Source organism: Nocardia brasiliensis IFM 10847, assembly GCF_000710915.1.
Lineage (GTDB): Bacteria > Actinomycetota > Actinomycetes > Mycobacteriales > Mycobacteriaceae > Nocardia > Nocardia brasiliensis_A.
This window is the reverse complement of the sequence record NZ_BAUA01000170.1, coordinates 1-12,454: the sequence shown is the minus strand read 5'-3', so window position 1 is coordinate 12,454 and position 12,454 is coordinate 1. Positions and strand designations below refer to the sequence as shown.

The 12,454-nt window shown below is 68.0% G+C and carries 8 protein-coding genes and 1 tRNA gene; 4 read left to right on the top strand and 5 right to left on the bottom strand.

Translation table 11 applies throughout. The features are described 5' to 3' along the window. Window positions 1-43 precede the first annotated feature (43 nt). Complete coding sequence (locus NBRGI_RS32900; RefSeq protein WP_029901074.1) at window positions 44-1,495, bottom strand: amidase; 1,452 nt, start codon at window positions 1,493-1,495, stop codon at window positions 44-46. A 412-nt stretch (window positions 1,496-1,907) separates the two neighbouring features. Between NBRGI_RS32900 and NBRGI_RS32895 the strand changes: the two genes are divergently transcribed. Beyond that, window positions 1,908-2,381 carry a flavodoxin family protein gene (locus tag NBRGI_RS32895; RefSeq protein WP_029901073.1) on the top strand — a complete coding sequence of 158 codons (474 nt, stop codon included), beginning with the start codon at window positions 1,908-1,910 and terminating at the stop codon, window positions 2,379-2,381. Between the two features lie 77 nt (window positions 2,382-2,458). On the opposite strand, the gene NBRGI_RS32890 is transcribed toward NBRGI_RS32895, so the two are convergent. Together NBRGI_RS32890 and NBRGI_RS32885 are read right to left on the bottom strand one after the other, a co-directional pair. Continuing rightward, complete coding sequence (locus NBRGI_RS32890; RefSeq protein ID WP_029901072.1) at window positions 2,459-3,592, bottom strand: NAD(P)/FAD-dependent oxidoreductase; 1,134 nt, start codon at window positions 3,590-3,592, stop codon at window positions 2,459-2,461. A 135-nt stretch (window positions 3,593-3,727) separates the two neighbouring features. After that, complete coding sequence (locus NBRGI_RS32885; protein WP_148311037.1) at window positions 3,728-4,471, bottom strand: hypothetical protein; 744 nt, start codon at window positions 4,469-4,471, stop codon at window positions 3,728-3,730. A gap of 199 nt (window positions 4,472-4,670) precedes the next feature. Between NBRGI_RS32885 and NBRGI_RS48830 the strand changes: the two genes are divergently transcribed. Next, window positions 4,671-4,817, top strand: coding sequence for a hypothetical protein (locus NBRGI_RS48830; RefSeq protein WP_200882258.1), 147 nt, complete (start codon window positions 4,671-4,673; stop codon window positions 4,815-4,817). 3 nt (window positions 4,818-4,820) lie between these two features. Here NBRGI_RS48830 and NBRGI_RS32870 read toward each other — a convergent pair whose 3' ends face one another. Further along, complete coding sequence (locus NBRGI_RS32870; protein ID WP_029901070.1) at window positions 4,821-5,213, bottom strand: nuclear transport factor 2 family protein; 393 nt, start codon at window positions 5,211-5,213, stop codon at window positions 4,821-4,823. 94 nt (window positions 5,214-5,307) lie between these two features. Here NBRGI_RS32870 and NBRGI_RS32865 point away from each other — a divergent pair, with 94 nt between their 5' ends. Next, on the top strand, window positions 5,308-5,751 hold the full coding sequence (locus NBRGI_RS32865) for a MarR family winged helix-turn-helix transcriptional regulator (RefSeq protein ID WP_029901069.1): 444 nt from the start codon (window positions 5,308-5,310) through the stop codon (window positions 5,749-5,751). A 951-nt stretch (window positions 5,752-6,702) separates the two neighbouring features. Here the strand turns inward: NBRGI_RS32865 and NBRGI_RS32855 are convergent. Next, window positions 6,703-6,787: transfer RNA gene (locus NBRGI_RS32855), tRNA-Leu, on the bottom strand. Between the two features lie 386 nt (window positions 6,788-7,173). On the opposite strand from NBRGI_RS32855, the gene NBRGI_RS32850 reads away from it, so the two are divergent. Next, window positions 7,174-12,454, top strand: a 5,281-nt coding sequence (locus NBRGI_RS32850) for a fatty acid synthase subunit beta domain-containing protein (RefSeq protein WP_029901068.1), incomplete at its 3' end; no start/stop codon positions are given.

Here is a 12,454-nt window from a genome sequence, read left to right as displayed (position 1 = left end):
TCGACGGGACGGCCAGGGTGTCGGTGACGCGAACCGGTGCGCTCTATTGCGGCGGTTGGAAACCGCCGATGCTCTGCTCGAGCAGTTCGGCCAGCCGCAGCGGGGTGCGGTCCTCGAACGCCGGGCCGATGAGCTGGACGCCGACCGGCAGGCCTGCGGGGGACAAGCCTGCTGGTATGGCCGTGGCGGGCAGGCCGGGCATGGTGGCCAGACCGGCCCAGACCAGTTGGTCGAAGAAGGGGTATTCGACACCGTCGATATCGATCCGGCAGTCCAGCAGGTTGGGATTGTGGTCGTGCGGGAACGCGGGGGTGGGCGTGATCGGGCACACCACGGCATCGAATTCGGCGAAGAACTGCCGCCAGCCGTGCCGATGGAGTTCGCGACGGTCGTTCGCCGCCATCCAGTCGCGGTGACTGAACAGCATCCCGCGCAGCCGCGAGGCGTCGAGACTCTGGTCGTCTGCGCGCAATTCGGCGGCGCGAATCCGCAGCTGCTCGTCGGCTTCGACGGGGAAACGCGCGACAGAGCCCGAGAACAGCAACTGGGTGTAGAGCGTTGCCGCGTCGGCCAGATCGGGCAGCAGCGGACTGTGCCGTTCGACGGCGGCACCGCCGGCGACCAACGCATCGGCCACCCGGTGCACCGCCGCCCGCACCGCGGACCCGGTCGGAATGAACGGGTGCTCGTCGAGGACCAGGACCCGGAACTCACTCAGCCGCTGATGGCGTGCGGGCGGTAGGGCCAACTTGTGCGCCACGCCGCGCGTCAGCGGATCCGGTCCGGCCATCACGTCGAGCAGGAGCGCGAGGTCGCGGGCGGTGCGCGCCATCGGGCCGACGACCGCGAGGTCGAGATCGACCGGCAACGCCGGTGCGAGCGGCGCGACCATGCCGCGGTTCGCCACCAGCCCGAGGGTCGGTTTGTGTCCGTAGACGCCGCAGAAATGCGCGGGGGTGCGCAACGAACCGGCGATGTCGGAGCCGATGGACAGCGCGCCGAAGCCGGCCGCCAGAGCCGCCGCAGATCCGCCGGAGGACCCACCGGGCGTGCGTTCGTGATCCCACGGATTATTGGTGGTGCCATAGATCTCGTTGTAGCTCTGCAGACCTTGCAGCCCCGGCGGCACGTTGGTCTTACCGAGCAGCACCGCACCGGCCGCCTTCAGCCGCGACACCTGCACCGCGTCCTCGGCCGGCCGGTAGTTCCGGTGTTCGGGCAAACCCCAGTTGGTAGGCAATCCGGCGACGTTGTAGCACTCCTTGACCGTCACCGGGATACCGAGCAACGGCAGATCCGCGCCGCGGGCGCGCTCCTCGTCGGCATGGCGCGCGGCGTCGCGCGCACGGTCGAAGTCCGGGACACAGATCGCGTTGATCGCCTTGTCCTCGCGCTCGATACGGGCGATCGCCTCGTCGGTCAATTCCACCGAGGACACCGCGCCGGCACGCAAAGCAGTCGAAAGTTCTTCGGCCGAGAGAAAGTTCCACTCCATGCCGCCGAAGCTAGAGGTCCGCCGAGTAAGCCACGAAATATCTTTTCGCGCAATGGAAAAGTCGCCGGGGTCGTCCCCGTCGTGCCGCCGAAGCTGGATCGCCCGAGGTCAGAGCGTTTACCGGGATCGACTTCACCGGTGCAGGGCATGTGCTGTCGCGTCGTGCAACGGGATGGATGTCTCAATTCTCGCGCCGCTTGACCCGCGCCGAGCATCACCCATATGAACGGCCCGCACCCACCCGGGCTGCCCGCGGCCGCCGTGGTCCTAAAGGTGCACTTGATAGCCGTTCGGATCATTCAACTCGGCAAACCGTCTCGATACAGTGAGCGGGTGCCGTGGAATTCGGGAGTTCGTGGCCGGACTTTCCGCGCATCACGACGAATTCGAGTGAGTTGAAAGGAGAGCTGGTATGAAGGCCGTTCTCGTGTGCAAGTCGAAGTACCACGGCAACACCAAGAAAGTCGCCGATGTGATCGCCGGGGTGCTGCACGCACGGGTTGTCGATCCGGCGGACATCACTGCTGCCGACCTCTCCGCCTACGACGTGGTGGGCTTCGGCTCCGGTATTCACCTGCAGAAGTTCTATCCGGAGCTGCTGGCGTACGTTGCGGCCTTGCCGACGGGACAGCGCGGCAAGGCATTCGTGTTCGCGTCCAGCGGTTTCAAGGACTCCGGACCGACCGCTTTCTCCGCCCCTTTGGTCAAACTGTTGCAGGAGAAGGGCTTCGAGGTGATCGACACGTTCTCGAGCCGGGCGTTGGACACCTTCGCGCCGTTCAAGATCTTCGGTGGGATCCGGAAGGGGCGGCCCAACGCCGCCGATCTGGATGCCGCGCGTGAATTCGCCGCCGGACTACTCGCTCGCCACGGCGCCATTTCCTGACCCGCGGCTGACCCGCCGGGACTCTCCGGTTCTGCGTGCCCGGCGGGTCAGGGTATTCATGAACCCGACTCGGTCTGCTATCGGCCGGTAGGCCAGGACCAGCTGTAGCGCAGCGGCCCGAAGTGGCCGAAACCCAATGTGGCGCTGCAGATCTGTTCCTTTATGGCGGCGGCAACGCGACCGGTCAGCACCGGGCGGCGCGGCCGGTCGGCCAGGTCGGAGGTCTGGATCAGGGCGTTGTGCCGGCCCAGGCTCATCGCCTGACCGACGTACTTGCGGCGCACCGGTTTCGGCTCGCGGCCATCGATCAATGCCAGCACGGTGTCGGCGGCGTGCACCCCGGTCGGGTTGGCCGCCTGGGCGCTCATCCGCAGCGGGCGTGCCGCGAAAGCGCAGCCGTCACCGGCGCCGACGATAGTCGAAGCGCTGGTGCTGACGAGGGTTTCGGAAACCTGCAGCGCACCGGACTGTGTGGTGGCCAGGCCACTGCCTGCGGCCAGCTCGGGTGCCTGGAAAGCCGTTGTCACCAGGGTGAGTTCGCTGCCGAGGTGACGGCCGTCGTCGAGGACGAGCTTGTCGTCGAAGATCTCGACCACCCGGGTGTTCTCCGTGACGAGCACACCGGCCTCGCGAAAGTATCGCCGTAACCGGTTCTGCGCGTGGGTGTTCAGTGTGGCGCCCAGCGAACCGGCGCTGATCAGCCGCACGGCGAAGCGATCCAGTTCGTTGAGTTCGGCCGCGGTTTCGATACCGGTCAATCCGCCGCCGACCACCGTGACGGTCGCACCATCCGGCAGTGCGTCCAATCGCTGACGGGCTGCGACCGCATCCTCCCAGGTGGACACCGACACGGCGAACTCGGCGGCACCGGGGATCCCGGTGCGGCCCGCGCGGCTGCCCACGGCATAGACCAGGTAGTCGTATTCGAGGCTTCCTGAATCGAGCAGCTCGACCCTACGTGCCTGCGCATCGATGAATCCGGCGCTGTCGTGCCGGAATTCGACCGTGTCGGGCAGATGGTTCCGCATCGGTGACACCGCAGCGTGATTGCCCGCGACGTACTGGTGCAACCTGATCCGCTCGACGAATTCGGCACGCGGATTGACCAGCGTCACCGCGGTATTCGCCCGGGCCAGCCGGGTCGCGGCCGCGACACCCGCATAGCCTCCACCGAGCACGACCACCTTCGCCTGTTTCGACGAAACCCGCATCACCACAACCCCTCCGTTGAACCAACCCGCGGCCGGATGACGCCATCACGGCCGCGACCGATGGTAGTTGCTGGGGTGCGCGGCTCCGTAGTGGCTGCGCCGCAACCAGGGATTCGGTAACACGGTCCGGTCGGCTCAGGTCGATATCTGCTTCACGTCGCTGATCAGCCAACGGCTGTCGGGTTGCTCTTCGGCGGTTACCACCATCGCGGTGAGGGAGACGGACTGTTCGGCTGCCGAGTCGTTCGTCGTGGCCAGCTTGACGTAGCCGACGCCGAGCGCGGTGCCGCCGGTGATGGCGCGCAGGCCGCAGTTGAAGTCCATGACCTGACTACGGCGATTGGTGGCAAGCAGGTATTCCCGAGTCGCGTGCTGAGTGTCGATCAGGTGCTTGCGGTGCGCTCCGGTACTCGAAGCTATTGCGCCGGTGAAGTATTCGTCCAGTGAATGCGGTGCATATGTGGAGATGTGGTTCATGTAATTGTGAATCGCATGGAGCGCGGCGATATGACGACTGCCGATACGTGATATCTCGGGCGCGAGATCGGCTGCGGGGGCGGCCTGCGTCGTGAGGGTGCTGGACGTCGTCGGCGTCGGGCTGGTGGTGCCGGGAACCGCGGCGGACGAGACGTTTTCACTGTTCCGGCCCTGCACCAGGGCGCCGATTCCGATGGCGCCCAAGGGAAGAGCGCCGACCAGGGCGGCGATTTTTCGCCGGGACACGGTTTTCCTGATCGGCCGTGCGTCCGGGAACGGCGGAGGCTCTGCCGGTCGAAAGGACAGCGATTCATCTTCGGATGGAGTCACGATGATCCTCGGGTTGGACGGCGTGATGGGGGACTGGCAGGAGCGGCCGACGCACGATGCTACCGAGAGCACCGTGATTCAGCGGCGGATTCGCATGGACGGATCTGGCGTGCGGTGATCGTGTCCGAATTGGACGAGATGTGATTACTGTGAATATCGCGTATTTTATTGAGTAGCATCCGCTTTGAGGGCTTAAACCATTACCGGTCGGCTGTTTCGCGGGGTTGATCGGCTCGTGCGACCGACCGCGCGGGCCACCGTGTTGCGTAGCATGAGGCCCGGCCGGGTGCGGGCACATGAGCCGGGAGACCAAGCCGACGCGTTGCTGCCGTTGGCCTACTTCACGGCAGAGTTGCGACTCGTAGGCAGCGAAGGCGCGGGCGTGATCATCTGGATGGTGCTCAGGGACGAGCGCTGAATCTCAGCGGGCGCTGCCGATGTTTCGGTCCGCTTCGGAGCCGTGGAGCATGAGCGTGGTCTCCTCGATGCGGCCGAAGCGTCCGTCGGGTGTGAACTCGCCGAAAACGTAGACCTCCGTGCGAACGGTCGATCCGTCCGTCTTGGTGATCTCGACGGTGTGGCGATCGGCGTAGCGGGGGCCGTCGTACAGCTCGTCATGGACCTCCACAGTTCCTGCGGCCACGATCGTGCGCAGATGGGCGATGTGCTCGATGAACCCCGCGCGGTCGGCCCACTCGCCGTCGGTGCGTTGGCGGTAGTCGGGGGCGAAGTGCCGGTCGGCGGCCTCGTGCAGGTCGAGGTCGGGGGAGAACAGCAGGTCGGTGAGGGCGGCACGGATATCGGTCCGGTTCATGGAGAGTCCTTTCACAGGCAATGTGCGTGCGTCGCGCACGCACTACGGCGAAGCTAGCACATGATGCGTGCGCGGCGCACGGTAGTCTGGGAAAATGCGTAACGAGGTAGGAGGCGAGATCGCCGACGCGCTGGGTGTGTTGCTCAGGCGCGCCACGCGGGTTCAGCTGTACAAGACGCTGACCGCCGACATGGGCGAAGCGCTGGACGAATGGACCTATCCGGTCTTGAGCGCGGTGGCCCGGATCGGCCCTCGAAGCGCGGCCGACCTGGCCTCGGAGGTGGGGCTCGATCGCTCAGGCGTCACTCGCCGCGCCTCCAGACTGGAACAGGCCGGGCTGCTCTCCCGTGAACCCGACCCCCTCGACCGGCGCGCGACCCTGCTGGTCCTCACCGAGCAGGGTGAACGTGCGGTGGACGAGCTACGCCGCCGTCTGGCCGCGCACATCACCGCAAGCCTCACGACCTGGCCGCCCGGCGAAGCCGAGGCGTTCGCCCGCGGCCTGAGCCGGTTCATCACCGAAGGTCCCTTTGCGTGACGGCGACGCCCGCCCTCGGTGCGGGCGGCCGAGTCGGAGGTCCGCCGGAGCAGCAGTCACGCCACCCTCTCGGCGGTAGGTGCCAACCCGTCATCGACTAACTCAGTCGGTATTCAACTTGATCTGTATGCGAGCAATGGTGTGCATGCATTGTGCCTGCGGAGATACGATTTGTTGGCGGATTCTGGATTAGCCGCGACAGCCGGTTGCGCCCCGGATGGCTTCGCAGCGAATGGTGCGCGAGAGAAGATTTACCCCGTCATCGCGGTGACGCTCGGCACGTAAGCACTCACCTCATTGGACAAACCCGCCGGCTCGGTCTGCCGCTGCTCGACGTTGATGGATCTTGATCAGTTCACCGCGGACTTGGGTTCATCTGCGAGTCGACGCGGGCAGACAGTCGTTGCGCGGGCATGGCCCGTGCCTGCAATCGGACGGGCCGGCTTGTCACACGACGGTGGCCGGGTGTGGCGTCGAACAGTGGGGCGGCGGCGTTGGGGAACGCCTCCGAAACGCTGACGCCGTTGCACGATCGCGAGTCCAGAATCGAGCGCGATCTGCTGGCGCCGCGTGCCGAGTAGTTGCGGCGCGTGTGCAGTGGGCCGGCCTGCGTGAGGTGCGCCGCAGGTGGGCGTGGTCGCGAGCCCATACACCGTGATTGCTGGGTTTGCATGCGTTCTGGAAAACGTGGCAGGACGGACACGCCGACACATCTGGCCTTCGTCGGTTCTGGACCAGCGACCGGCCCGTTATCCCGAAGAGGCCAGTCGGTCGGGTACGCGGCTGGTTCCTGACTCTGCGGAGCAAATCTCTCGCGTGTGTCGTGATCGCGTGCTCGCAGGTGCCGACGCGCGGCGCGAGCGGGGGAATGTTTGAAAGAGTGCTGGTAGGGGCATATGTGTCGGATTCGGGAGCGGGGCGGCTCCAAAACCCGACACGGGTGCCGCCGGGTGGTGCGCGAGAGGGGACTTGAACCCCTACGTCCGTGGACACCAGAACCTAAATCTGGCGCGTCTGCCAATTTCGCCACTCGCGCGTGATGGTACGACCGTCCAAACTCTACCGGGCTTGACCGCGTTCGCGAAGCTCCGGGCGGGCGTGGCGTACTGGTCGGTAACCCTACCAGGGATTATAACGATTTGATAAATCTCAACATGAGGAGCACTCATGTTTCCTACGTGTTAGTAACCGGGTAGACCAGCGCGTTCAAACATGAGGAGGGGTCATGTTTGTCGCGATTCTGGTACGGACGTACCGAAATACTCGAGGGTAGCGACTTCGCCGGCGAGCAAACGTGAGGATTTCCTCATGATTCTGTGGAATCCTCGCCGTTATCAGGCCCCAACGCTGAGGATCACCTGCGCCCGGAGGAAGCGGCGTGTCTCGGAGGGCATGTCGCCAGGAGAAGGAAGTCGAGCTGCCTTGACGATCAACGAGAGCACCGAGGCCGGTACCGGACAGAGCGCGAAGGTCGGTGGAGCCACCCGCGCGGGAGGCACGCGGTCGCCGCTGCTGGACCGCCTGTTGAACGGGACGCCGTACGCGCTCGCGTTCGGCGGGCAGGGCGCGCAGTGGCTCGACGAGCTCGCCGACATCAGCCGCGACAGCGCGCTGGAGCCCGAACTGACTGCCCTGGTAAACGAGGCGGAGGCGATGCTGGAGCCGGTGTCGGCACAGCTGCTCGTGGTGCGCCCGGTCGGCTTCGATCCGGTGGGCTGGATGCTGGAAGACGATCTGGTCGACACCGAGCTGGGTGAGGTCTCGGCCGCGCCGCCGGCGCAGGTGCTGCGTTCGGCCGCGGTCTCGATGCCGGGTGTGCTGCTCTCACAGGTGGCCGCGATGCGCGCGCTGCGGCTGCAGGGGCTGGACCCGGCCGCGCACGCGCCGGTGGCGATCGTGGGGCACTCGCAGGGCAGGTTGGCGGCGACGGCCGTGGAAGCCGGCGGTCAGCGCGACGCCGAGATCCTCGCGCTGGCCCAATTGATCGGTGCCGCCGCGGGTCTGGTGGCGCGTCGGCGCGGGCTGATGCCCGTCGGTGAGCGCTCGCCGATGGTCGCGGTGTCGAACGTGGACCCCGAGCAGTTGCGTGCCGTGGTGGCCGAGGTGTCCGAGGGCGTCGACCCGGTGGCGGCCGCGGTGGTGTCGATCCGCAACGGTCGCCGGCGCGCGGTGCTGTCCGGCGCTCCCGCGCAACTGGAGCGGGTGCGTCAGCGCTGCGCCCAGATCCATGACAAGCAGGCCGCCGAGCGCGAGAGCAAGGTGCGCGGCGGCGCGATCTTCGCGCCGGTGTTCGAGGACGTGGCCGTCGATGTCGCGTTCCACCACCCGGCCCTGGCCGACACCGTCGATCTGGTGACCTCGTGGGCGGGTCAGTGTGGGTTGGACGCGGCGCTGGCCGGCGCGCTCGCACAGGAGATCTTGGTCGACCCGATCGACTGGGTGGAGATCGTCGACGGTGTGGTTGCCGCAGGCGCACAGTGGATTCTGGATCTCGGCCCCGGCGACCTGCTGTCCCGGCTGACCGGTGGTTCGCTGAAGGGCACCGGCGTCGGCATCGTGGCCGCCGCGACCCGCGCCGGGCAGCGCAGCCTGCTCACCCCGGGCGCCGCGCCGGAGACCGCCGCCGCGTGGACAGAGTTCGCGCCGCGCCCCGTGCGCCTGCCGAACGGCCGCATCGTGGTGGAGACCGCGTTCACCAAGCTCACCGGTCGCTCGCCGATCCTGCTCGCGGGCATGACCCCGACCACCGTCGACGCGAAAATCGTTGCGGCGGCCGCGAATGCGGGCCACTGGGCCGAACTCGCCGGTGGCGGTCAGGTGACCGAGCAGATCTTCGCCGACCGGGTGGCCGAGCTGAAGACGCTGCTGCAGCCGGGCCGTGCGGTGCAGTTCAACTCGCTGTTCCTCGACCCCTACCTGTGGAAGCTGCAGCTGGGCGGGAAGCGCCTGGTGCAGAAGGCGCGCACTGCGGGTGCGCCGTTCGACGGCGTCATCGTCACCGCAGGCATTCCCGAGCTCGAGGAAGCCGTCGCGCTGATCAACGAGCTCACCGAGGTCGGCATCTCGCATGTCGCGTTCAAGCCGGGCACGGTCGCGCAGATCCGGGCCGTACTGCGGATCGCCGACGAGGTGCCCGACTACCCGGTGATCATGCACATCGAGGGCGGCAAGGCCGGCGGGCACCACTCCTGGGAAGACCTGGACGACCTGCTGCTGGAGACCTACGCCGAGCTGCGCAGCCGGGACAACGTGGTGGTCTGCGTCGGCGGCGGCATCGGAACCCCGGAGCGCGCAACGGAATACCTCACCGGCGCGTGGGCGAGCGCCCACGGCTACCCGGTGATGCCGCTGGACGGCGTGCTGGTCGGCACGGCCGCGATGGCGACGCTGGAGGCGACCACCGCCCCCGAGGTGAAGCAGCTGCTGGTGGACACCCCGGGCACCCCCGACTGGGTCGGGGCGGGCACCGCGTCCGGCGGAATGGCTTCGGGCCGTAGCCAATTGGGCGCCGACATCCACGAGATCGACAACGCCGCCTCGCGCACCGGACGGCTGCTGGACGAGGTCGCCGGTGACGCCGACGCCGTCGCCGCCCGCCGGGACGAGATCATCGCGGCGCTGAACGGCACGGCCAAGCCGTATTTCGGTGACGTCGCCACGATGACCTACCAGGATTGGTTGCAGCGCTACGTAGAGCTCGCGGTGGGCTTGGACCGCCGCAAGGATTTCGACTGCGGCAGCGATATCGGGGACGCGATCGCCGACGCCACCCGCTCGCTGTGGCTCGACATCAGCTGGCGCGATCGTTTCGCGGAAATGATGCGCCGCACCGAATCTCGGCTGCATCCGGCCGACCGCGGCGAGATCCCGACGCTGTTCCCGACCGACGACGCCTTCGAGAACCCGGTCGCGGCGCTGTGCGCGTTGCAGGAGCGTTACCCGGCGGCCGCGCACACCCGGCTGCACCCGGCCGATGTGCCGTTCTTCGTCGCGCTGTGCAAGACCCCCGGCAAGCCGGTGAACTTCGTGCCCGTCGTCGACGGTGACGTGCGCCGCTGGTGGCGTTCGGATTCGCTGTGGCAGGCCCATGATCCGCGCTATTCCGCCGATCAGGTGTGCATCATCCCGGGCACCGTCGCGGTCGCTGGGATCACCCGGGTCGACGAGCCGGTGGGCGAGCTGCTCGACCGCTTCGAGCAGGACACGGCCTACTCGCTGGTGCGGGCCGGTGTGGTGCCGGTCGCGATCGACGCGCGCCGCGTCGCGGGCGTGACGACCGGAGCGATCGACACCGTGCTCGCCGCGCCCGACCTCGAATGGTCCGGGCGTACCACGGTCAACCCGGTGCACCGGCTCGGTGAGTTGTCGGAGTGGACCGTCGACGGCAAGGGGGCGGTGCATCCGCCGAGCGGCGCCACGCTGACCGAGACCACCGGCCCGGTCGCCGAGCACGCCTACGTCGAGCTGACCGTTCCGCTGTTGGGCAGCAACGTGGTTCGCATCCGGATCACCGTGCCGACCGCCGTCTACAACGGTGGCGCGCCGGTGGTCACCGAGGCCGACGCCACCGCGGCGATGTCGGCGCTGCTCGCCGTGGCCGCCGGGCAGGACCTGCCCGAGGTGAAAGGCAAGGTCGCCCACCTCAACATCGCGTGGACCCCCGACCTAATCGCCGATCACGCGGGCGTGACCGGTTCGGGTCTGCCGTCGACGCTGAGCACGCTCGGCCGCACCGTGCCCGACGTGCTGGTCGGCGCCTGCTGGCCCGCCGTGTTCGCGGTGCTCGGCGCGGCGCGTGCGGCGGACGGAACCAGCGTTATCGAGGGCATGCTCGATCTGGTTCATCTCGATCACCAGATCCACCTCGCGGGCGAACTGCCCACCAGCCCAAGCGTTCTCGCGGTCCGCGCGGAGGCGGGGGAGACGCTCGACACCGATCTCGGCCGCGTGGTCGAGGTGCGGGTGCGGATCGCGGGTCTGCTGGACCGGCCGGAAACCGGGCTGTCCATGCCGACCGTCGCCACGCTCACCGAGCGGTTCGCCATCCGCGGCCGCAACGGCGCGGGTGAACTGACCGATCCGCCGCGCGCGGCGGGTACGGTCGCCGACACCGCGACCGACACCCCGCGCCGGCGTCGCCGTGACGTGACCATGGTCGCGCCGCGCACGATGAACGCCTTCGCCGCGGTCTCCGGCGATCACAACCCCATCCACACCAGCGATGCCGCGGCCAAGCTGGCCGGTCTGGGCGGCCCGATCGTGCACGGCATGTGGCTCTCGGCCGCGGCCCAGCACGCGGTGTCGGCGGTCGACCCGGACAGCACGGTTCCGGCCCGCACCCTGACCGCCTGGACCACCCGGTTCCTCGGCATGGTTCGCCCCGGCGCGGAGATCGACGTGCGGGTCGAGCGGGTCGCGGTGGACGCGGGCAGCGAGATCATCGAGGTGTCCTGCCGTGCCGCAGGCGATCTCGTGATGACCGCGACGGGTCGCACCGCCACGCCGCGGACCGTCTACGCGTTCCCGGGCCAGGGCATCCAGCGCAAGGGCATGGGCCTGGACGCGCGCACCCGGTCCAAGGCCGCCAAGGCCATCTGGGACCGCGCCGACAAGCACACCCGCGACGCGCTCGGCTTCTCGATTCTCGCTGTGGTGCGCGACAACCCGACCTACCTCAAGGCGCGCGGCGTCGAACACCGGCACCCGGACGGCGTGCTGCACCTGACCCAGTTCACTCAGGTCGCGATGGCGGTACTCGGTGTCGCCCAGGTGGCCGAGCTGCGCGAAGCGGGCGCGTTCATCGAGGGCGCGATGCTGGCCGGGCACTCGGTCGGCGAGTACAACGCGCTCGCCGCCGTGGCCGGCGTGCTGCCGCTGGAAGCGGTGCTCGAGGTGGTGTTCCAGCGCGGTTCGGCGATGCACGAGCTGGTGCCGCGGGATGACAAGGGCCGCAGCGACTATCGGATGGCCGCGATCCGGCCCTCGCAGATGGGGCTGCCCGACGACGAGGTGATCGACTTCGTCGCCGGCATCGGCGCCGAGGTCGGTGAGTTCCTCGAGGTGGTCAACCTGAACCTGCGCGGTTCGCAGTACGCGATCGCGGGCACGGTGGCCGGACTCGAAGCGCTCGAGGCCGAGATCGACCGTCGCCGTACCGAATTCGGCGGCAAGCGGGCCTTCATCCTGGTGCCGGGCATCGACGTGCCGTTCCACTCCACCGTGCTGCGCAAGGGCGTGCCGGAGTTCCGGCACAAGCTCGAGCAGCTGCTGCCCGCCGACCTGCATCCGGAGGTTCTGGTCGGCCGCTACATCCCGAACCTGGTGCCGCGTCCGTTCTCCCTGGAGCGCGAATTCATCCAGGAGATCGCGGATCTGGTGCCGTCAGAGCCGCTCGCCGCGGTCCTTGCGGACTTCGAGGGCTGGGCCGCGCGCCCGACCGAGCTGTGCCGCGTCGTGCTGGTCGAGCTGCTCGCCTGGCAGTTCGCCAGCCCGGTGCGCTGGATCGAGACCCAGGATCTGCTGTTCACCGATATCGCCTCGGGTGGTCTCGGCGTGGAGCGCTTCGTCGAAATCGGTTTGGGCGCAACCCCGACCGTGGCGAACCTGGCCAGCCAGACCCTGAAGCTGCCCGCGTTCAGCGGCACCACGGTCGAGGTGCTCAACATCGAGCGCGAGGCCGGGATCGTGTACTCGACCGACACCG